22 protein-coding genes are annotated in these 19,637 nt (G+C 69.2%); 4 read left to right on the top strand and 18 right to left on the bottom strand.

Annotated features, from left to right (window positions below):
• Positions 1–5 precede the first annotated feature (5 nt).
• On the bottom strand, positions 6–1,121 hold the full coding sequence (locus H0B56_RS15875; RefSeq protein ID WP_180893836.1) for an acyl-CoA dehydrogenase family protein: 1,116 nt from the start codon (positions 1,119–1,121) through the stop codon (positions 6–8).
• A 236-nt stretch (positions 1,122–1,357) separates the two neighbouring features.
• Between H0B56_RS15875 and H0B56_RS15880 the strand changes: the two genes are divergently transcribed.
• Positions 1,358–1,624 carry an anti-sigma factor gene (locus tag H0B56_RS15880; RefSeq protein WP_180893837.1) on the top strand — a complete coding sequence of 89 codons (267 nt, stop codon included), beginning with the start codon at positions 1,358–1,360 and terminating at the stop codon, positions 1,622–1,624.
• 74 nt (positions 1,625–1,698) lie between these two features.
• Here H0B56_RS15880 and H0B56_RS15885 read toward each other — a convergent pair whose 3' ends face one another.
• The 9 genes from H0B56_RS15885 to H0B56_RS15925 all read right to left on the bottom strand — a co-directional run bounded on the left by H0B56_RS15885 (position 1,699) and on the right by H0B56_RS15925 (position 9,343).
• A complete protein-coding gene (locus tag H0B56_RS15885; protein WP_180893838.1) occupies positions 1,699–2,130 on the bottom strand; it encodes a DUF4383 domain-containing protein in 432 nt (143 codons plus the stop codon).
• Positions 2,131–2,276: 146 nt separating this feature from the next.
• Positions 2,277–2,717 carry a hypothetical protein gene (locus H0B56_RS15890; RefSeq protein ID WP_219632795.1) on the bottom strand — a complete coding sequence of 147 codons (441 nt, stop codon included), beginning with the start codon at positions 2,715–2,717 and terminating at the stop codon, positions 2,277–2,279.
• A 263-nt stretch (positions 2,718–2,980) separates the two neighbouring features.
• Complete coding sequence (locus tag H0B56_RS15895) at positions 2,981–3,688, bottom strand: class F sortase (RefSeq protein WP_180893839.1); 708 nt, start codon at positions 3,686–3,688, stop codon at positions 2,981–2,983.
• A gap of 37 nt (positions 3,689–3,725) precedes the next feature.
• Positions 3,726–4,508 (bottom strand): hypothetical protein, encoded by a 783-nt coding sequence (locus H0B56_RS15900; RefSeq protein WP_246361217.1) that lies wholly within the window; start codon positions 4,506–4,508, stop codon positions 3,726–3,728.
• 290 nt (positions 4,509–4,798) lie between these two features.
• Positions 4,799–5,215 (bottom strand): cupredoxin domain-containing protein, encoded by a 417-nt coding sequence (locus H0B56_RS15905; RefSeq protein ID WP_180893840.1) that lies wholly within the window; start codon positions 5,213–5,215, stop codon positions 4,799–4,801.
• Positions 5,216–5,247: 32 nt separating this feature from the next.
• Positions 5,248–5,589: a hypothetical protein gene (locus tag H0B56_RS15910; RefSeq protein ID WP_180893841.1), complete on the bottom strand. Its 342-nt coding sequence runs from the start codon at positions 5,587–5,589 to the stop codon at positions 5,248–5,250.
• Positions 5,586–6,203 carry an RNA polymerase sigma factor gene (locus tag H0B56_RS15915; RefSeq protein ID WP_180893842.1) on the bottom strand — a complete coding sequence of 206 codons (618 nt, stop codon included), beginning with the start codon at positions 6,201–6,203 and terminating at the stop codon, positions 5,586–5,588. The genes H0B56_RS15910 and H0B56_RS15915 overlap by 4 nt, the downstream gene beginning before the upstream one ends.
• Before the next feature lie 775 nt (positions 6,204–6,978).
• Positions 6,979–7,794, bottom strand: coding sequence for a methyltransferase domain-containing protein (locus H0B56_RS15920; protein WP_180893843.1), 816 nt, complete (start codon positions 7,792–7,794; stop codon positions 6,979–6,981).
• Positions 7,795–7,948: 154 nt separating this feature from the next.
• A complete protein-coding gene (locus H0B56_RS15925) occupies positions 7,949–9,343 on the bottom strand; it encodes a WS/DGAT/MGAT family O-acyltransferase (protein ID WP_180893844.1) in 1,395 nt (464 codons plus the stop codon).
• 79 nt (positions 9,344–9,422) lie between these two features.
• Between H0B56_RS15925 and H0B56_RS15930 the strand changes: the two genes are divergently transcribed.
• Entirely contained in the window at positions 9,423–10,691 is a 1,269-nt protein-coding gene (locus H0B56_RS15930; RefSeq protein ID WP_180893845.1) for an alpha/beta hydrolase, read from the top strand.
• Here the strand turns inward: H0B56_RS15930 and H0B56_RS15935 are convergent.
• Positions 10,677–12,896, bottom strand: a complete 2,220-nt coding sequence (locus H0B56_RS15935; RefSeq protein WP_180893846.1) for an acyl-CoA dehydrogenase family protein — start codon at positions 12,894–12,896, stop codon at positions 10,677–10,679. The genes H0B56_RS15930 and H0B56_RS15935 overlap by 15 nt on opposite strands.
• Positions 12,897–13,079: 183 nt before the next feature.
• On the opposite strand from H0B56_RS15935, the gene kstR reads away from it, so the two are divergent.
• Positions 13,080–13,709, top strand: coding sequence for a cholesterol catabolism transcriptional regulator KstR (gene kstR, locus H0B56_RS15940; RefSeq protein WP_180893847.1), 630 nt, complete (start codon positions 13,080–13,082; stop codon positions 13,707–13,709).
• Between the two features lie 40 nt (positions 13,710–13,749).
• Positions 13,750–14,193: a nitroreductase family deazaflavin-dependent oxidoreductase gene (locus H0B56_RS15945; protein ID WP_180893848.1), complete on the top strand. Its 444-nt coding sequence runs from the start codon at positions 13,750–13,752 to the stop codon at positions 14,191–14,193.
• Positions 14,194–14,368: 175 nt separating this feature from the next.
• On the opposite strand, the gene H0B56_RS15950 is transcribed toward H0B56_RS15945, so the two are convergent.
• The 7 genes from H0B56_RS15950 to H0B56_RS15980 all read right to left on the bottom strand — a co-directional run bounded on the left by H0B56_RS15950 (position 14,369) and on the right by H0B56_RS15980 (position 19,630).
• Complete coding sequence (locus H0B56_RS15950) at positions 14,369–14,845, bottom strand: hypothetical protein (RefSeq protein ID WP_180893849.1); 477 nt, start codon at positions 14,843–14,845, stop codon at positions 14,369–14,371.
• 17 nt (positions 14,846–14,862) lie between these two features.
• The gene (locus tag H0B56_RS15955) at positions 14,863–15,228 is read right to left on the bottom strand and encodes an ArsR/SmtB family transcription factor (RefSeq protein ID WP_180893897.1); all 366 of its coding nucleotides are present in this window, start codon (positions 15,226–15,228) and stop codon (positions 14,863–14,865) included.
• A complete protein-coding gene (locus H0B56_RS15960; RefSeq protein WP_180893850.1) occupies positions 15,228–15,674 on the bottom strand; it encodes an SRPBCC domain-containing protein in 447 nt (148 codons plus the stop codon). The genes H0B56_RS15955 and H0B56_RS15960 overlap by 1 nt, the downstream gene beginning before the upstream one ends.
• A 170-nt stretch (positions 15,675–15,844) precedes the next feature.
• Positions 15,845–16,558 carry an aspartate/glutamate racemase family protein gene (locus tag H0B56_RS15965; RefSeq protein ID WP_180893851.1) on the bottom strand — a complete coding sequence of 238 codons (714 nt, stop codon included), beginning with the start codon at positions 16,556–16,558 and terminating at the stop codon, positions 15,845–15,847.
• A gap of 226 nt (positions 16,559–16,784) precedes the next feature.
• Entirely contained in the window at positions 16,785–17,468 is a 684-nt protein-coding gene (locus H0B56_RS15970; protein WP_089301557.1) for a metal-dependent transcriptional regulator, read from the bottom strand.
• A 24-nt stretch (positions 17,469–17,492) separates the two neighbouring features.
• Positions 17,493–17,936 (bottom strand): GNAT family N-acetyltransferase, encoded by a 444-nt coding sequence (locus H0B56_RS15975; RefSeq protein WP_180893852.1) that lies wholly within the window; start codon positions 17,934–17,936, stop codon positions 17,493–17,495.
• A 62-nt stretch (positions 17,937–17,998) separates the two neighbouring features.
• Complete coding sequence (locus H0B56_RS15980) at positions 17,999–19,630, bottom strand: amidohydrolase (RefSeq protein ID WP_425484538.1); 1,632 nt, start codon at positions 19,628–19,630, stop codon at positions 17,999–18,001.
• Positions 19,631–19,637 lie beyond the last annotated feature (7 nt).

The raw sequence follows: 19,637 nt of genomic DNA on the forward strand, positions 1-19,637 counted from the left end.
TCGCGTCAGCTCCCCGCGCCCGCGCCGAACGCGTGCAGTTGGTTGCGGTGCCCGCCGAGCAGGCGGGTGAGGTCCTTGAGCTCGGAGTAGTGCCGGTGCAGCGGGTAGGTGACGTCCACCCCGACGCCGCCGTGCAGGTGATGGCAGGTACGTACAGCGGGCAGCGCCTCCGCGGTGAGCCAGTACGCCGCGAGGTCGAGATCGGCCTCGGCGTTCCGCCCCGCACCGAGCCGCCACGCTGCCGAGACCGCCGCGAGGTGCACCGTGCGCACGGCGATGTAGACGTCGGCCATCTGCTGCGCGACGGCCTGGAACGTGGCGAGCGGCTTGCCGAACTGGTGGCGGGTACGTACGTGCTCGGTGGTCAGATCCAGCACCCCTGCCAGCGCACCGTCCCCGGCGGACACCGCACCGACGACGGCGAACTCCCGCAGCGCGCGGGCCGCCGCTCCGGACGTGTCCCCGCCGAGCAGATCCGCGGCGGATACTTCCACGTCGTCGAGATCGACGGTGCACTCCGGCGCTCCCGACGCGGTGGGGGTCGGTGTCACGGTCACGCCACCGGCGTGCGGGTCCACGAGGAACACACCGGTGCCGTCCGCGAGGCTGGCCGGTACCAGGATCCGGCTCGCGTGCCCGGCGTACGGTACGGCGACCTTGCGCCCGCTCAGCCGCCACCCGGAACCGCCGGGGCGGGCCACCGTGCCCGGCAATGTGGCAAGCGGTGTGCCGACCTCGGACACCGCAGCGGTCAGCAGGGCGTTCCCGGCTGCGACGTCCGGAAGCAGCGCCCCGCGCTGCTCCGCGGTGCCGTGCGAGGCGACCGGCAGCACTCCGAGCGCCAGGGTCGCGAGCGCGGGCACCCGCGCGCCTGCCTTGCCCACCTCGGCGAGCACCACCGCGATCTCGGCGACACCGAGACCGTCCCCGTCCAGCTCGGTGGGCAGCGCCAGGCCGAGCAGGCCGACCTTGGCCATCGCCGCCCACACGTGCTCCTGGTACCGCGTCCCGGAGTCCTGCCGGGCATCGTGCGCGAGCGGCTCGCCCGCGCCCTCCTTGGCCAGCACGTCGGCCGCGAGGTCGGCGATGGCTCGCTGGTTCTCGTCGAGGCTGAAGTCCATGACTCCTCGCGCGTAGTCGTGGGGCGAATGCCGCCTGCTCGCATCCGGATCGGCAATAACTATAACTTGTTCTAGTTTTATCCCCAAGGCCGGATGTTCGCAACCACGGTGCGCTCGGTCACACCTCGGAGCCGGACGGCGGCTCGTCACCGGGCGGCCCCTCGCCGACCGGGTGCGTGTGCGGGCGTGCACGGGCACGCACACGTGCGCTTCGATGCCTGCCGATCAGGGGCGACATGTCCGCGACGGTCATGATGTCCGACGACAAGGGCAAGCTGGCATTCGTGTCGCATCGTATGCTTGTGCCCGCGTCGGAGCACGCCTATCAGCTGTGGCTGATCACCCCGCACGGTAGGCACTCGGCGGGAATGTCGCTGCGGCCTACGTCATCGGTCGTGGCCGACTCCGTAGCGGGCGTGCGGCATGTCGGGCTGACCGCCGAGCCGGAAGGCGGCTCGCAGCAGCCGACCACCGGTCCGATCGAGTTGCTCGCGCTAACCTGAGCCGGGAAAGTTGCCAGGAGGTAGCGGCCGCGTATCGCGCCAGGCCACGCAAGTGCGGTGGCAGGGGTGCCGCGTCAGGCGCGACGGGCTGCCGGTATCTGTCCGCGCAATGCCACGCCTGCGCCAATCATGCCGACACCGAGGACGAGGTGCAGCCAGTTGTCCGCGGTGTTCAGCGGTACGAAGTTGGCCGTGCTGTCCAGGTCGATGATCAGGCCATAGATCCACAGCACCAGGTAGATCGCCCCGCCGGCGATGAGAAACATCCCGGAGCTGCGCACGGTGCGCGCTAGAGCCACCCCGGCCACGCCGAAAGCCAGATGCACCAGGTTGTGCAGGATCGAAACCTGGAACAGTCCCAGCAACATGGCCTCGGAATCGTGCCCGGCGAATGAGAGCTCGTCATAGCCGGTCGTGATTCCCGGTACGAACCCCAGGATACCGACGAGCAGAAATACCACGCCGACGGCGAGCGCGACCAGCTGTATCGAACTACGCTGCGCCATGTCAATCACCTCATGAGTCAATCACGCGAAGAGTTGTCCAGCGGAGACTGCTCCGGTTCATATACAGATTCTGTGGCAGGAATGTAGCGCCAACAAGTTGGCGCGCTCGAGTCGCACCCCATAGTGTCGATGCAGGTTGACGCGAGTCAGCGTCGTCCGGACACGCGATGCGCGGCGGACCGGGTGCCCACGGCCACACCGATCGCGGCGGTCAGCGCGGCGATGCCTTCCGCGACAGCGCTCAGGCTCTTCTCGAAGAACCAGATCGGTTCGTACATCGCGGGGATCGGACCCAGCTGTGGCACGTCGACGTAGCGATAGAGCAGCACCGCGCCGAACGCGCTGACCGCGACCAGGAAAGCGACCGCGAACGATGGCCGGCTTCTGCGGACGAGCACGTAAAGCGCGGCGAGTAAGGCGACGGCGGCTTGGATTCGGAAGATCGTGCCGCCACCGATGCCGTCCGGCCACGCCGCCTGGTAGTCCGACGCGAGCCGGAAGTGGATCACGGCATCGATCACAAGTCCGGCGGCCGTAATCCCCGCCAATCCCCACAACGCGATGTTCTGCCGGCCACTGGTAGTCATGTCAGCCTCCGAGGCGTCCAGTTCGAGAAAACACGTACCATCTGTAGTTCGTCGCCGCTCGTCGGACGTTTTGGTTCGCGGGTGCTTCCCGTCATGCCCACATCCGGCTCGTCGTGGTTTCGTCGCGTCCCCGTCCGAATACGACGGCGCCGGTTCCCGGTCGAACCTGCCGCGCGACCGGCGAGAACCGCGATCCGAAGGGTTCACGCCACCCGATTCGGCTCGTTGATTCTGTCGTCCTGACCTCCGCACCCGCGTCCGCGCTATTCGGTCGGGTGGCTGGATTCGAGAGTGGCGTAGGTGACGATGTTGTCTTCGTAGCTACCTTCGTCGAGGTCGAATTCGCCGCCGCAGGTGATCAGGCGCAGTCCTGCGTGGTCGATGTTGCCGTACACCTCGTGGGTGGGGAACTCGTTTTTGACGTAGCGCTCGGTGCGGTCGACCCGGAACACCGCGGTGGTGCCGTCGGCCCGGTCCACGATGACCTTGTCGCCCTCCGCCAGCTTGGTGAGTTCGAAGAACACCGCGGGCCCGTGCTCGGCTGAGTCGACATGCCCGAGCAGGATCGACGGTCCGGCTTCGCCCGGGGTCGGGGACCGGTCGAACCAGCCCGCCTTCGAGTCCGGTTCTTCCGGCGGCACCTGCAACGTCCGGTCATCGCGCAGTCCCAGGTGCAGCAACGGCGAGCGCACGTCGATGGCAGGGATGGATAGCGCCACCGGCTCCGACGGCTCCAGCACCGGCCCGTCGATGTCCGGCTCGGCCCCGCCCGTCGCGGGCGCTTCGGGCGGGGCCGAGGACCGCGACTGGCTCGCAGACCCGGCGGTGTCGCCGGGTAGCGGCGGCGGAGATTCCTGGCTCGCCACGGACACCGCGATCATGATCCCGCCGAGTACGGCCAGCACGAGTGCCACCGCCGCGGCGGTCCTGCCGCGGCGGTGGCCACCCGTGGTCGGTGTCGACTCACTCATCGGCACGACATCGATCGTTCACCGGTGATGGGCGTGCTCAGTTCTGCTCGCCCGATTCGCGCCGGCGCATCGCCAGCGCACCGGCACCGGCAGCGCCGACCAGGGTCAGCCCGCCCAGGCCGATCAACCACTCGTTCTCGATGCCTGCGGTGCTGCCACCGCCGGTGTCCACGCCACCTTCAGGCGTGGCCTCCATCTGCGAGGTGCTCAGGGCACCACACAGCGCGGGAGCGGTCGCGGCCAGCGGCAACGAGTCGTCCAGCGGGCTGTCCGCCTCAGCGGCTTCATCACTCAGCGTGGACGGGTCCAGCCCGTGCACCACGATCACACCGGTGCCATGCCGCACCGAATCGGCCGAGTCCTGGTTCAACTCGAACGTGCGCTCGTAGTCAGCGCTCGGCCCACCGGGGAAGCGCTCCACCGCCAAGGCGGAGTCGGCGCCGGTCTCGCCCTCGGTGGTCAACGCCGTGCCGACCTCACCGTAAGCGGGTTGCCCTTCAGGGGTGGACACCACACCGTCACCGTTCTCGTCGAACGAGGCATCCGGGCACTCACCCTGACCGGCGATATGGATGTGCTGGGCATGCGGGAACGGGCCGTCCTGGAACTCCTCGGCCAGACCCGAGTAGCTCACCGTCACCGTGGCCTGGTCACCGTCGAACTGCAGCGACGCCTGCCCGGAACCGCCCGAATCGTTCACCGCCTCCAGCGTCGTTTGAAACGATTCCGAATCATCCTGTGCCATCGCGGCCCCCGGGAAGAGCAGGCCGAGACTCAACGTCCCGGCGATCGCCAACGGCCGTAGAATCGGGGTTTGCATCGATAACTCCTCACATCGATTGCTTGAGCGAGGCACGTGCACCCCCGCTCGCGGACTCCCCACCCTCGGTGAGGTCCGTGTTCACAACACCCTCCCGTTCGTCGTTCGAGACGCTGCCGAACCCGGATTGGTGTTGTTTTGCCGGTAACTCCTTCTCTGCGTAGATCACTGAAACGCCGCTACCCGTAGGGCGGCCGAAGTCGAGATCAACTTCGGCAAGGATCGCGCGCGGCAGCGGGGAGTCATCCGGTCAAGTGGTCTCGATCCGGTGGTCAGCCCTGGGCAGGTGCTCATTCGACGACCAGAGTGCCCGTCATGCTGGGGTGGAAGGTGCATTCGAGGGGGTAACTGCCGGGCTCGGACGGCGCGGTGAAGGTCGCGGTCTCGCCGCCCTGGATCTCGGTGTCGAAGTCGCCTTGCTCGGTCGCGGTCACCGTGTGCGCGGCGTTGTCCTCGTTCGTCACCGTGATCTCCGCGCCCGGAGCCACCGAATCGGGCAGGGTGAACTCGAAGTCCTTGATCCCGATCTCGGCAGGCTCCGCGGCCGCCTCGGTCGTCCCGTCGCTTTCGGTGGTCTCCTCCGGGGCGGCCGTCGTCGGTGCCGTTGTCTGCGGCTCGGTTTGTTCGTCGTTCGCACCGCCGCAGGCGGTCAGCCCGAACAGCATCCCCGCGACGACGGTGGTGAGCAGCGTTGATCTGATGCGCATGACGCCTCCATGCAGAACGTGAATCTAGATCTTCAGACAGGGTTCGCAGCTATGCCGCCGCGCGGATGGGTGCGCCGAGCGCGTGCAGGTGGTGCAGCACGTGCCCATAGGAGCGCAGCAGCCCGCACTGGCTGTCGTCGATACCGGGTGAACACCACCGCGAGAAACGCCGCCGTCACCGGTCGCCACCACGAGTCGCCGACCAGCAGGAAGACCGCACCTCCCCCGGCCAACACCAGCAGGTTCACGGCGATGCGCACGATGTAATAGCCGCGCCGTCGATCAAGCAATCCGGCCCGCTCGACGCTGCGGGCCAGTTCGGCGAACTCAGTGGTCCGCTTCGAGGGCCGCTGTGGGGCCTGGATCGGCGTCATGCCTTGGCACCTCCCGGAGACACCGTCGCCGGGGAACGCAGCTGTGCGGACATGCGCCGCAACGCGCTGGTCAGTCGGGTGGCAGCCTCCTCGACCGGGATGCCCACCCTGGTGGCCGCCTCGGCCACGGTGTCACCGCCGAATGCCACTGCTTCGACTACCTCGCGCTCGCCGCCAGGAAGAGACGTCAGGCAGACGACCGTCCGCGACCGCATCACCTCGGCACGGGCCCACTCCGTGTGATCGGCACGGCGCCCGTTGCGCGAAGCCGTGTGTATCCGCGGAGCGTGTCGCGAACGCAGCCCGTACTCACGTCGCCACTGCAGCGCCTCAGCCCTGGACAGCGCAGCCAGGGCGCACCGCAGCCCACCGTTGTCGATCGCGGCGGCGACCGTGTCCGGATGGCGCCACGCCCCGAGGAAGACCGTCTCGGTGATGGCTGCGGCAACGTCACGGTCGCCCACGATTCCGTACGCGACCCCGTAGACCGTCGCGCTGAACTGATCGAACAGCTCACCCAGAGCACCCCGGTCGCCGCCACGCACGCGCAGCAGCACCCGCCGCTCCCACGGAACCGAAGCACTCGGCGTGTCGTCGGCTACTGAAAACCGCATCCCAACTCCCGGCTCTACTCAACATCCGCCGGGGTCATGGGCGGTACGACAATTCGCTGATACCCACCATAGGAGCCCAGCAAACATCGCAGCCAAACAGCGCGATCACTTCGTTACATTATGAACTCATCAGCCCAGCAGTACCGAGCTCGCTCGCGGCCATATGAGTGGTCTCGTCAAGGGAGCACTCGTGGGATCCACCGTATTGGGTGACGCTGCTGAACTCCGCGCCGGGCACGGCAGCACAGTCCGCTGCGGTGATGACGGAAAGGGACGGAAAGGGTATGCGTCAGGTCAGGCGTGGTTCCCGAATCACGCGCCATTCGACGCGTCGTCAGGGTGCCTGTATGCGGGCAGTCAAGCGATGACTCGACATCGACGCTGTCCGCGATACTGCTCCGACATGAACGTCCCCGTGCATAGTCGATCTGTCTGGTTCGACTCACAGGGTCAGGGACAGCCCGAGCCGAAATCGCACAAGCGATCCCGAGGCGATATACACCATTTGCAACACAGAAAGACCGGCATTTCCAGATCGCATCGAATTGCCATTCCGGGACCTATAGGCTGAGTCCGTGAATTCCTCGACCAGTAACACGAGATCACCCCACCGAGGTGATCTCAGCGAGATCGACCCGGTTGTAGCCGGAGGGAGCGAATGTGGAGGCTCCACATCCAGCCCCCACCGAACCGGAACCCGCGTACGGGTCGCACTCGTGCTCACCGGCTTCGAACACGGCGAGATCACCTGAATGGAGAACTCGCCGAAATCATGTCATCGCACGCGGGCCACGATCTCCGCGTGCAGCAGGGACATCCAGCCGTCCTCGGAGGCGGCCCACCGCTGCCAGCCATCCGAGATCCGGCGCAAACCGTCGGCCGTGGCCAGGCCGGACTCCAGCGCCTGCTCGGCCAGCGCCGAGTGCAGGATCCGTTCCGACCACGCGTCCGCCCACCATCTGCGGTCCTGGGATGTGGCGAAACACCAGGTCGACGTCGTCGCGGTGACCCCGTCCAGCCCCGAGCGCAGCGCCCAGGAGCGCAGCCGCCTACCGGCGTCCGGTTCTCCACCGTTCGCACGCGCCAGCCCGCGGTACAGCGTCAGCCACTCGTCCAGTTCCGCGAGCTCCGGGTACCAGGCGAACGCGGCGTAGTCACTCTCCCGGGCTGCCACGAGCCCGCCCGGCCGGCATACCCGTCGCATCTCGCGCAGCGCGCGAACCGGGTCCCCGACGTGCTGCAGCACCTGGTGCGCGTGCACGACGTCGAAGCTCCCGTCGGCGAACTCGAGGTCGTGCACATCGCCGAGGACGAAGTCGATTGTGCCCTGCCCCCTGCGCGTGGCCTCGTCACGTCCCTGACGGAGCGCATCCTCGGTCCGTTCCAGCGCGGTCACGCGGCCCGGCGCGACGACGGCGGCAAGGTCGGCCGTGATCGTCCCGGGTCCGCAGCCGACGTCGAGCAACGACATCCCGGACTCGAGGTGCCCGAGTAGGTAACCGGCGGAGTTCTCCGCCGTGCGCCACCGGTGTGCACGCAGCACCGACTCGTGGTGCCCGTGCGTGTACACGGTCTCCGCCCGCTCCGCCACGAACCCGCTCCCTCCGCACGCGCTGTGCGCATATCGTGTCACATCCTGGGATATTGCTCCAATAATGTGAGACGAATCGTGACGACCGCGTGCATCGCGACCGCCGCCCGCGCGCCGTACGCCCGCCCGGGCCGTGGCTATCCGGGCAGCCTCCTCAGCGGGCCGCGAGGTCGAGCAGCGTGTCCAGCTCCTCACGCATCGCGCTGGACAGCGACGAGACGTCCGGCACCAGTTCCCGCGCCGCGAGCAACCCGATATTGACCGTGCCCGACACCGACAGCGCGGTCACGTTGAGCCCGCATCCGTGGAAGACGGGGCCGAACGGGTACATCCCGGTGACCCGCGCGCCGAGCAGGTAGATCGGCATCGGTGGCCCGGGGACGTTCGAGATCACCAGGTTGTGCACCACCGGATGCTTCTCCGCGAGCCGTAGCGCGGAGTAAGTACGCACCGCGGACCCGAACGTCGCCGGGCCCGCGAACTGTGCCCAGTCCTGCAGCAGGTCGGCGGGAACGGTGTAGTGGTGATCCTTGGCGAGCGCGGTGGTCTCGCTCAGCGCGCGCAACCGCTGCCCGGGCTCGTCGAGGTCCGTCGGCAGCGAGGCGAAGAACGCCGACACCTTGTTCATGCCCGTCTCGCCCCTGCTCCTGCCGCGCACCGACACGGGCACGGATGCCAGCAGCGCCTTGCCGGGCAAGGCGTCGCGTTCGAGCAGGTACCGTCGCAACGCGCCTGCGCACACCGCGAGCACCACGTCATTGACGGTGACCTCGAAGGCGTTCTTGACCCGCTTCACCTCATCCAGGTCCAGCTGGACGTAGGAGACGCTCCTGTGCCCGGTGATCGTCGCGTTGAACGGGGTCCGCGGTGCCGTGAACGGCAGCCGCATGCCCTTGCCGCGCAGCGAGCGCACCACGAAGCCGGGTGCGAGCCCGGCCAGCTCCGGAACCATCCGCAACGCGTCGAGCGGTCGCCGCGCCACGGATCGCAGGCCGTCACCCACCAGCTCGACCGTGCCGGGGCGGGGCGGGTTCGCCTCATGATCGTCCGGCACCTCCGGCAGCGGCGCGTCCGGCTCGAGCCCGGCAAGGTACGACAGCAGGTTCGCCCCGCTCACCCCGTCCACGCTGGCGTGATGCATCTTCATCACGATCGCGACCGAGCCGTCCGGGATGCCCTCGACCACATGGACCTCCCACAGCGGGCGGGCACGGTCCATCGGCTGCCCCGCGATGTGCGCGCACAGCTCGGCGAGCTCGGCGTCACCACCCGGCGGCGGCACCGCGATCCGGTGCACATGCCGCTCGGCGTCGAACCCCTCGTCCTCGACCCAGACGGGATGGTCCACATTGAGCCAGGAGGAGTACAGCTTGCGCCGGAACACCGGCAGCCGCGCGATGCGCTCGACGAGCATCCCCTTGAAGCGCTCGTAGGAGTACCCACCGGGGATCGTCGAGGTATCCAGCGTGATCAGAGCACACACATGGAGCAACTGCGAGGACGTCTCGAGATAAAGGAAGCTCGCGTCGAGCCCGGTGAGTCGCTGCATGACGGAACCCTAAGACAAAACTGAAACATGTTCTATCCCGCGTCGGGGTGAGCGGTACGTCTCACGCTATCCTCGTCGCATGGGTCCTTCCTTCCGCACCCGGCGCGCGGCTCAGCTCGCGCTCACCGCGAACGCCCTTCGCCCGCTGCGTGGCAAGACGACGGCCATCCCCAGCTTCTTCGCAGGCTGGCTCACCTCCGAGCTGGCCCCGCACCTGCTGGCCGCGAACTGTGCCGACACCGCGATCCACCTCGCCCGCAGGGGCAGGCGGGACCGGATCGGCCTCGCGCTGTCCGCAGCCTCGGCCGCGGGACTGGTCGCGCTGATGTCCTCCGCGCACCGGGCCCGGGACACCGTCGAGGACGCGCTGGTGAGCGCGCTCGGCCCGGGGTACAAGGACCAGCTCAGCCCGCCCAGTCACCCGTCCGACCTGAGCCTGCCCCTCGACCAGCTGATGATGCCGTTTCGCATGCGCTCGCCGGAAGTGCGGCGGACTCGCGACATCGCCTACGCGCACGGGGGCAAGCGCTACCTGCTGGACGTCTACCGGCCGCGTGCGCCGCACCGGAACCGCCCCGTCCTGCTGCAGATCCACGGCGGCGCGTGGATGGTTGGCAACAAGGACCAGCAGGGCCTGCCCCTGATGTTGCACATGGCCAAGCGCGGGTGGGTGTGCGTCTCCGTCAACTACCCGCTGTCTCCCCGCGCGCGGTGGCCCGCGCACATCGTCGCGATCAAGCAGGCTCTCGCCTGGGTCAAGAGCACCATCGCCGACTACGGTGGCGACCCGTCGTTCGTGGCCGTCACCGGCGGCTCGGCAGGCGGCCACCTGGCGTCGTTGCTGGCGCTGACACCGAACGACCCCGCATGGCAGCCAGGGTTCGATGACGTGGACACCAGCGTGCAGGCCTGCGTGCCGCACTACGGGGCCTACGACTTCGCGGCACAGTCCGGCTCCCAGGCAGCGAAGGCGATGCGCCGGTCCGTACTGGAACGCTACGTGGTCGGCAAGGACGCCGAGACCGAGTTGGACACCTACCTCGCCGCCTCACCGCTGCACCGCATCAACCCGGACGCACCGCCGTTCTTCGTGCTGCACGGCGAGCACGACTCGCTGATCCCCGTCGCCGACGCGCGGGTGTTCGTGGACAAGCTCCGCGCGACCTCGCACCGGCCCGTGGCCTACGCGGAGGTGCCGGGCGCCCAGCACGCCTTCGACATCTTCCCGTCGATCCGCAGCGCGCACGTGGTGCGCGGGGTGCAGCGCTTCCTGGAGTGGACCTACACGGCCCAGCGAGTCCAGGCGCCGCCTGCCGCAGAGGGGACCGGGCAGTCAGTCGCGCGGTAGGCCGAGCAGGCGTTCCGCTGCCACGTTGAGCAGCACCTGCGTCGTCCCGCCCGCGATGCTCAGGCACCGGCTGAGCAGGAACTCGTGCACGACGTCCTCGCCGTCCTCGGTCACGACGGCGCCCTCGGTGCCCAGCTCGCCGAGCGCGGCCTCGGCTATCGCCTGCCGGTGCCACACGCCGACCAGCTTGCGCACGCTGGACTCGGCGCCGCCACCGTGCCCACCGAGGCTGCGCAGGGTGGAACGCGCGTCCAGCACCGCACACGCGTGGCCCTGCGCGACCAGGCCACCGACCTCGTCGTCCGACAAGCCGTCGCGCCGCGCGACCAGCTGCTCGAGCCCGTCGCCGAGGGACGAGCCGCCGGACATCGCGACACGCTCGTTGGCAAGCGTGGTGCGCGCGAGCTTCCATCCCTGACCCGGTTCGCCGACCACCGCGTCATCGGGCACGAACACTTCGGTGAGGAAGACCTCGTTGAATCTCGAGTCGCCGGTGATCTCCCTGAGCGGCCGCGTCTCGATCCCGTCCGAGCGCATGTCCACCAGGAAGTACGTGATGCCCTTGTGTTTCGGGGCTTCGGGATCCGTGCGGGCCAGGCAGATCGCCCAGTCAGCCTCGTGCGCCACCGACGTCCACACCTTCTGCCCGTCGAGGACCCAGCCGCCGTCGACCCGGGTGGCCGTGGTCCGCAGCGCAGCCAGGTCCGAGCCTGCCCCCGGCTCGCTGAACAGCTGGCACCAGGTGATCTCGCCACGCAACGTCGGGCCGACGAACCGCTCCGCCTGCCGTTCGGTGCCGTGCGCCAGGATCGTCGGGGCCGCCCATGCCCCGATCACCAGCTCGGGGCGCGCGACGCCCGCCCGCTCCAGCTCCTCGTCGATCGCCAGCTGCAGCGCGGGTGAGGCGTCCAGGCCGTACGGCCTCGGCCAGTGCGGCACCAGGTAGCCGGAGTCGACCAGCTCGTCCCTGCGCCGCTCCGGCGGCAGCGCGGCGATGCCGGAAACCACCTCGCGCACCCGCGCACGCTGCTCGGCCATCTCCTCGGCCCCGGCGTCCCACTCGGTCTCCTCCAGCGCCACCCCACGCCGGTGGCCGTCCCCGGCCAGCCCGGCCAGCCTGCCGCGCCAGGTCCCGGTACCGCCGAGCATCTGGCGCAGCGCCAGCGCGCGGCGCAGGTACAGGTGCGCGTCGTGCTCCCAGGTGAAGCCGATACCGCCGAGCACCTGGATACAGTCCTTGGCGTTGTCGACAGCCGCGTCCGGGGCGTAGGCGGCGGCCGCGGCCGCGGCGAAGGCGTGCTGACCGGCGGCGCGCTCCTCGGCGGCCTGCTCGCCAGCCGCCTCAGCGGCCCGTGCCGCGTCCCAGGCCAGTGCCGTCGCCTGTTCCGCGCGGCACAGCGCGGTCGCACACAGGTGCTTGACGGCCTGGAACGACCCGATGGGTCGGCCGAACTGTTCACGGGTGGTCGCGTACTCGCTCGCCGTGCGCACGCACCACCTGGCGATGCCGGAGGCTTCCGCGCTCGCCAGGGTGGCCGCGGTGTCGCGGACGTGCCCGGTGGAGAGGGTGTCCAGGATCGCGTCCGCGGGTACCGCGACCTCGTCGAGCCGCACCCGCGCCGCCGTCCTGGAGAAGTCCACCGGCGTGCACGGCCGCACGGTCACTCCCTCCCGGCCTGGCGCGAGCACGAACCACGTCGGCGCGCCGTCCACGTCCGCGGAAAGCACCAGGTGGGCACCCGAGTCGGCGCCGAACACGATCCCGGCCTCGCCGGAGACGACCAACCCGCCCCCGTGCGCACGTCGCGCGGTGACGCCGGTCGGTTCGAGCGCCACGCCCGCGTGGGCCTCACCCGCGGCCAGCTGCGGGGTGATCTCCTTGGTCGCTGCCGGACCTCCGGCGCGGTCGAGCAGGAGCGCAGCGAGCGCGGTGGGCAGCACCGGGCCGGGTGCCAGACCCGCGGCGGCCTCCTCGAGGGCAGCGGCGGCGTCGGTGACCGCGCCGCCCGCACCACCGAGCTCGGAGCGCACGGCGATGCCGAGCACACCGATCGCGGCGAGGTCGTGCCAGCCGCTGCCGGAGGAGTCCGGGGTGACTCCGCGCCCCTCAGCGGCGCGTACCGCGTCGAGCGTGCCGGTACGCGCGGTCCAGTCGCGCACCGATGAGGCCAGGGCCTGCTGGGTATCCGTGATGGCGAGCGGCACAGTTCCTCCACATACGTTGTTCCCGCCACACGATACTAGAACATGTTATAGTGCATGGTCGATATCCCGTCCTGCCATCACCGATGATCAACGAACCGCCGCCGACCACTGACACTGAAACAGGTTCCGTGGTTGTATCCTGAGCACGGAACGCTCCTGACGTCGCGCAAGGGGGAACATCCCGTGCCGCCCAAGGCCAATCCACAATCCTCCGAGATTCCCACCCCGAAAGGTGAGGAACCCGGGTCACCGGCGCAGCGCGACCGGCGCAAGCGCATCATCGACGCGACGCTCGCACTGGCCGCCAGCGGTGGCTACAACGCCGTGCAGATGCGCGCGGTCGCCGACAAGGCCGAGGTCGCACTGGGCACCCTGTACCGGTACTTCCCGTCCAAGGTGCACCTGCTGGTCGCCGGGCTCGCGCGCGAGTTCCAGCAGACGAGGGACAAACTCGAACGCACGACGATCCCCGGGGACACCCCGGGGGACCGGCTGGTCTTCGTGCTCGGCAAGACCACGCGTGCCTTGCAGCGGGACCCGCATCTGACCGAGGCGATGGTGCGCGCGTTCATGTTCGCCGACACCACGGCGGCAGCCGAGGTCGAGCTGGTCGGCGGGCTGATGGAGGACATGTTCGCCACCGCCATGGGCAAGAAGGAGCCCACCGAACACGATCGGGCGATCTTTCACCTCATCGCCGATGTGTGGATGGCCAACCTCATCGCATGGGTCAGCAGGCGCGCCTCGGCCTCCGACGTGCACCAGCGCCTCGAGCTCTCGGTGCGCCTCCTGATCAACGGCACGTCGAGCTAGCCGCAACAGCCTTACCTACTGGCGCGTAAACTCGGCGGCGATGGACAAGCTGCTGACCAAGACCTTCGTCAGGACGCTGGCCCTGCACCAGCTCATCTACGAGCGCAGCGGCGGTCGCCTCGGCCACCACGTGCCGGGCATGCCGCCCTCACTGCTGCTGCGCTGCACCGGGCGCCGCACGGGCCAGACGCGCACGTCCGCGCTGACCTACGCCTCCGACGGGGACCGCTACCTGATCACCGCCTCCAACGGGGGTGCGCGCAAGGCACCGGCGTGGCTGCACAACCTCACCGCGAACCCGCAGTGCGAGATCCAGGTCGGGCGCGACCGGATCCCCGTCACCGCCCGGCCGGTGTACCCCGCAGACGAGGACTACGCGCGGCTGTGGGAGATCGTCAACGAGGTCAACAACGACCGTTACCGCGCCTACCAGCGCAAGACCGACCGCGAGATACCCGTCGTTGTGCTCTCCCCTTCCGGCTGACGGGGATCGCGCCCGCGACTCACGGCAGGCCGAAGGGCTCAATGAGTAGCTCGCGCAGCATTCGCGTCGCGGGCTTGACACCATCCGTCACCGGATCGCGCCACCGCACGTACTCCGGATCCGACAGGACGAACAACGCCCTCCTCGCCGGACAGGATGACTCGTTTCGCCGACCTCAGGTGTTCCCGGGAACTCGAAGGTCGAGGAGTTGTCGGGTGTGCGCGGGTACGTGGTTCTCGGCGAGACCATCGATGAGGTCGGCGAGCGGGATCGGCTGGTCCAGCACGAGCGCATCGTTGGACAGCAGGAACGAAGGCACCAGAACAGCGGCGGCTGTGTCGTGGAGTTGGTCGGCGATGTCACACAGGACGGTGGCCTGGCTCCGTACGTGATCGATGAGTTCCACCCTGCCGGAGTGCTCGGCGATGATCCGGTCGAGATTCCAGGTGTCGAGGGAGATCCGGTTGTCGAAGGCGGGGCGTGCGCCCGAGACGACACCGAGTGCGACCGAGGCGATCCCGGCATCGACACTGAGGATGTGGGCCAGGATCTGATCGGCGTTCCATCCTCCGTCGGCGGCATCGCCGAGATCCGGGATCGCGGCCACATCGAGCAACCTGTCATAAGAACCGCGAAGTGCTGTCGTATCCATCGCGTGCATCGTCCTTGTCAGTCGTGTCGTGGCGAGCGTGAATCTCGTTCGGCCGCCTCGGCGACACGCTTGATCTTCGCCAGTCGCCGGTCCCAGTCGTCCGCGAGCGCGGCCATCCACTGGGCTGTCGCGTTCACACCTGCCGTCCGGATCGCGTACCGCACCTCGCGTCCGACCCGGCTTACCGAGACCAGTCCAGCGGCGTCGAGGGTCGCGAGGTGCTTGACCACCGCCTGCCGGGAGACGGGGAGTCGCTCGGCGAGGGTCGTCGCGGTGGCCTCCCCCTGTTCGGCGAGCAAGTCGAGCAACTGCCGCCTTCGCGGGTCCGACAGCGCAGCGAGCACGCTGTCGACGGTTTCCACAGTGTCGTCACGTTCCTCCATCACACCCGGGACTGCTCGGCGCGCGTCTTCAATGCATCGAGACACTGTGGCCAACCGTTGGCGTGATCTTTGATCACGTTCTGGCGGTTGTCCTCCGACGTGTTCAGTGACGCGAACCCGCTCTCCACCACGCGTAGCCGGGTCTTGTCGCCCTCCGCGGTCAACGTGAACTCCACAAGGGTGCTGTTGTCCTCGCGCAGCGCTTCCCCGGGGAACGCACTCACCCAGCGATACGCCACGTATGTCGGTGGCTCCACCTTCTCCACACGCACCGGAAATTCGCCGTGCTCGGTGTGCTTGACGACCGTCACTTCGCCTTCCTCGGCCATCGCGCCGGACAGGTTCGCCTCGTCAGCCGCCCAGAACCCGGGTTCGGCCACCAGCGGCCAGACCCGCTCCACCGGGGCCCCGATCAGTATGTCGCGTTCGATCCGATCTGCGTTCACAGCTACTCCTTCACTCGGCGCAAGATGTGCAACTATACAGTTGCACATCGACGGATGATGTGCAACCTAGTTGTTGCACGATCAGGATCGGAAACCGGTGGAAGTCGTAGGCCGCGCCCGGCGCCGGGCTACCGAGGGGCGCGTCAGCGGCGGGCGGTGGTCCGCGGGGCTCAGGACTGCGCGGCTCCCGTGCGCTCGTCGAGTGCCGCCGCGATCGCGGCGTCGACGTGCAGGCGGGTGGTGGGGAAGGTCGGCAGCGGGCTGTCGGAACGGCCGATCAACAGCTCGATCTCGGTGCAGCCGAGGATCACTCCTTCCGCGCCGGCTTCGCCGAGCCCGGCGATGATCTCCTGGTAGGTCCGGCGGGACGCCTCCGAGATCGTGCCGTTGACCAGCTCGTCGAAAATGATCCTGTGCACCGTGGCCCGGTCGTCCGCGCCGGGCACGAGCACCTCCAGGCCGTGCCGCTCGACACGGGCGCGGTAGTAGTCCTGCTCCATGGTGTAGGCGGTCCCGAGCAGCCCCACCCTGGTGATACCGGCGTCCAGCACGGCACGGGCCGTCACGTCGGCGAGATGCAGCAGCGGGATGTCGATCACCGCCTGGATCTCGTCCGCGACCTTGTGCATGGTGTTGGTGCACAGCACCAGCAGCTCGGCGCCTGCCGACCGGACCGCACGGGCGGCGTCGCCGAGCAGGACGGCGGCCTCGTCCCACCGCCCGTCGGCCTGCATCCGCTCGATCTCGGCGAAGTCCACCGAGTACAGCACGCACGGCGCGGAATGGGGCGTGCCGAGCACGTCGCTCGTACGTTCGTTCAGCAGCCTGTAGTACTCGGCGCTGCTCACCCAGCTCATGCCACCCAGCAGTCCGATCGTTCGCAAGCCGACCTCCCGTGTCCTCGGCGGTGTCGAACCTCAGGATGCCACCGAACGGATGATCCTCGCGTCAAGACACACTTCCGGCATCCAGGGCGTGGATCGGTGGCGGGTGACGGCTACGCAGGCCGACACGGGGTGTCCGATCGGCCGACACAGAGTGCCGTAGTGCCCAACACGGGGTGCCGTAGTGCCCGACACGGCATGCCGGGCCGGCAGACACGGCGGGGTACTAGAGCACGGCTACCGAGAGGGCCTGGGCGGCCTCGGTGCCGAGGGCGTGCGTGGCCTCCGAAGGGGGTGCGCCGACCTTGACGACAAGGGGCCCTCCGAAGGGTTGCCGCTCGAGCACCTCGATGCGCGCGCCCAGCCCGATCGCCCGGTCGGCGAGGAACCGCAGCAGCTCGGGGTCGGTGTCCCAGACCCGCACGATCTCGCCGACCACGCCCGGCTCGAGCTCGTGCAGCTGGCGGGTCTCCAGCTCCTCGACGGTGCCGTCGTGCGCGGGGATCGGGTCGCCGTGCGGATCCCGCTGGGGGTTGCCGAGCTTCGCCGAGATGCGGTTGACCAGCAGGTCGGACACGGCGTGCTCGAGCGCGTCGGCCTCGGCGTGCACCTCGTCCCAGGTGTAGCCCAGCTCCGAGACCAGGAACGTCTCGATGAGGCGGTGCCTGCGCAGCACGGAACGGGCCAGCGCGTACCCCTGCGAGGTCAGCCCGATCCCCCGGTACGGCACGTGCGCGACCAGGCCCTGCTGGGACAGCTTCGTCACCATTCCGGACGCCGAGGACGGGCTGACCTGCAGCCGTGCGGCCAGGGAGGTGTTGGTGACCTCCTCGCCGCGCTCCGCGAGCCCGTAGATGACCCTGACGTAGTCCTCTATCGACGAGGACCGCCGGTCCAACTCCTCAGCCATGCCCCCACGATACGACCCGGCCCGCTACCGGGGTTTCCAGCGGTACCGTGTCCAGCCGGTCACCGGGTAGGCGCCGAGCCGTTCGTAGAAGGCCGCTGCCTTGCTGTTGCCGTCCTGCATCTCCCACTCGACGCGGCCGTCCGTCCGGGATCGCAGCTCGGTGAGCAGCTGGTAGCCGAACCCGTCGCGGCGGTAACGGGGCCGGACGAACAGGTCGTCCATCCAGATCCCGGGCCTGCCCTCCCAGGTGGAGAAGTTCCAGCAGCAGAACGCGAACCCCGCCACGGACTCCGGCGCGCCCTCGGGATGCGCCAGCAGCACCCAGGCCTTGGGATGCGCACCGAACAGGTACCCCTCCATCGCCGCGCGGTCCAGCCGCAGGCTCGTGTTGCCCTCGTACTCGGCATGCTCCTCGATCATCCCGCAGATCTCGTCGAGATCCGACGGCCACGCGTCCCGCACGGGCATCGCTGTCCTCCCCTTCCTGTGCCTCGTCGTCCCACGGGCGCACCGGCGTGTGCCGGTGCGCGTCATCCGGAGCGCTCGTGAACGATCCGCCCGCCCACCACCGTGGCCTCGACCCGCACGGTATCCAGGTTCTCCGCCACGGTCGGGTCGTCGGAGAGCACGGCGAAGTCGGCGAGCTTGCCCGGTTCGATCACGCCGAGGTCGCGGTCCCGGAACGCCGCGTAGGCCGAGCCGTACGTGTAGGCGCGCAACGCCTGCACGGGGGCGATCCGCTCGTCCTCGCCGAGCAGGTACCCGCTCGCGGTGTACCTGCGCGCCAGATCGGCGATACCCAGCAGCGGGGCGCCCGCCACGACGGGCCGGTCCGAGCTGCCCGGCAGCACGCAGCCCGCTTCGAGGAAGCTGCGCTGCCGGTAGCACAGGTTCTCCCGCCCGGCACCGAGAGCGCCGCGCATCCCGTCGCCGATCTCGTTGACGAACCGTCCCTGCGGCACCGGGATGAGACCGAGCCCCGCGAGGCGGCGCAGGTCGGCGTCGCCGAGCACACCGCAGTGCTCGATACGGTGCCGGTGGTCAGTGGCAGGATGCGCGGCCAGCGCGGCCTCGTAGGCGTCGAGCACCACCGAGACCGCCCGGTCACCGATGGCGTGCGTGGCCACCTGCCACCCGCAGCGGTGCGCACGCAGCACGATATCGGCGATCGCGGCCTCGTCGGTCTGGAAGTAGCCGGTGTTGCCCGGCTCCCCGGCGAACGGCTCGTGCATCGCGCAGGTACGCCCCACCAGCGAGCCGTCCGCGAACAGCTTCACAGGGCCGATGCGCAGCCACTCGTCCCCGAAACCGGTACGCACACCCAGGTCGAGCCCGAAGTCGGCGGAGTCGCCCTCGCACTGCTCCAGCGGGTGCAGCGAGTCCGCGGAGACCATCAGCGTGGTGCGCACGCCGAGCTGCCCCGACTCGCGCGCACGCTGGTACGCGGCCAGCTCCACAGGAGTACTGCCCACCAGGCCACGCCCGATCCCGGCCTCCTGGACGCTGGTGATGCCCTCCGCGAGGTAGCGCTCGCTCGCGCGGGCGATGCCCGCGGTGACGTCGGTGAGCGGGACCGGATACAGCAACGGGTCCAGTAGCCGCTGCGCGCGCTCGCGCAGCAACCCCGTCGGGAGTCCGGCGTCGTCGAGGACGACGTCCCCGCCGTCCGGCACCGCCGACAGGTCGAGCCGGTCCAGCACCGCGGAGTTCACCACACACATGTGCCCCGTGGTGTGCGCGAGGCGGACGTAGTGGTCCGGGGCTGCCCGGTCGAGTCCCGCACGCGTGGGGTGTCCACCGGCGAGCTTCGTCTGGTCGTAGCCACGTCCGTTGATCCAGGTGCCCGCGGGCCGGCCCGCGGCCTCGCGTGCCACGGCGGCGTACACGTCCTCCACCGAGCCGCAGCTGCCCGCACCGAGGTCGAGCTCGTTCAGCCCCATGCCGTACCAGGCCATGTGGTTGTGCGCGTCGTGGAACCCCGGCACGACGGTGGCTCCGGCCAGGTCGACACGCTCGCGGGCGGGCAGCGCTGCCGCCCGCTCGCCCACCGCCACGACCCTGCCGTGGTGGACTGCCACCGCGCGCTCCGGGCGCAGCTCGTGCCCGACCAGCACGCGGGCGCCCGCGAACACCGTGTCCACCGCGAAGCTCGTCGAGTTCACCGGCACT

This window comes from Haloechinothrix aidingensis (assembly GCF_013450155.1).
GTDB lineage: Bacteria > Actinomycetota > Actinomycetes > Mycobacteriales > Pseudonocardiaceae > Haloechinothrix > Haloechinothrix aidingensis.

Bases quoted from the DNA above. Each gene is read 5' to 3' on its own strand.
- H0B56_RS15975 (WP_180893852.1), bottom strand. From the start codon at position 17,936: ATGCCCGTGCGGGACGCGTGGCCGTCGGATCTCGACGAGATCTGCGGG.
- H0B56_RS15930 (WP_180893845.1), top strand. From the start codon at position 9,423: ATGGGTCCTTCCTTCCGCACCCGGCGCGCGGCTCAGCTCGCGCTCACC.
- H0B56_RS15890 (WP_219632795.1), bottom strand. From the start codon at position 2,717: ATGACTACCAGTGGCCGGCAGAACATCGCGTTGTGGGGATTGGCGGGG.
- H0B56_RS15885 (WP_180893838.1), bottom strand. From the start codon at position 2,130: ATGGCGCAGCGTAGTTCGATACAGCTGGTCGCGCTCGCCGTCGGCGTG.
- H0B56_RS15880 (WP_180893837.1), top strand. From the start codon at position 1,358: ATGTCCGCGACGGTCATGATGTCCGACGACAAGGGCAAGCTGGCATTC.
- H0B56_RS15905 (WP_180893840.1), bottom strand. From the start codon at position 5,215: ATGCGCATCAGATCAACGCTGCTCACCACCGTCGTCGCGGGGATGCTG.
- H0B56_RS15925 (WP_180893844.1), bottom strand. From the start codon at position 9,343: ATGCAGCGACTCACCGGGCTCGACGCGAGCTTCCTTTATCTCGAGACG.
- H0B56_RS15955 (WP_180893897.1), bottom strand. From the start codon at position 15,228: ATGGAGGAACGTGACGACACTGTGGAAACCGTCGACAGCGTGCTCGCT.
- H0B56_RS15910 (WP_180893841.1), bottom strand. From the start codon at position 5,589: ATGACGCCGATCCAGGCCCCACAGCGGCCCTCGAAGCGGACCACTGAG.
- H0B56_RS15950 (WP_180893849.1), bottom strand. From the start codon at position 14,845: ATGGATACGACAGCACTTCGCGGTTCTTATGACAGGTTGCTCGATGTG.
- H0B56_RS15875 (WP_180893836.1), bottom strand. From the start codon at position 1,121: ATGGACTTCAGCCTCGACGAGAACCAGCGAGCCATCGCCGACCTCGCG.
- H0B56_RS15970 (WP_089301557.1), bottom strand. From the start codon at position 17,468: ATGGCTGAGGAGTTGGACCGGCGGTCCTCGTCGATAGAGGACTACGTC.
- H0B56_RS15895 (WP_180893839.1), bottom strand. From the start codon at position 3,688: ATGAGTGAGTCGACACCGACCACGGGTGGCCACCGCCGCGGCAGGACC.
- H0B56_RS15945 (WP_180893848.1), top strand. From the start codon at position 13,750: ATGGACAAGCTGCTGACCAAGACCTTCGTCAGGACGCTGGCCCTGCAC.
- H0B56_RS15915 (WP_180893842.1), bottom strand. From the start codon at position 6,203: ATGCGGTTTTCAGTAGCCGACGACACGCCGAGTGCTTCGGTTCCGTGG.
- H0B56_RS15900 (WP_246361217.1), bottom strand. From the start codon at position 4,508: ATGCAAACCCCGATTCTACGGCCGTTGGCGATCGCCGGGACGTTGAGT.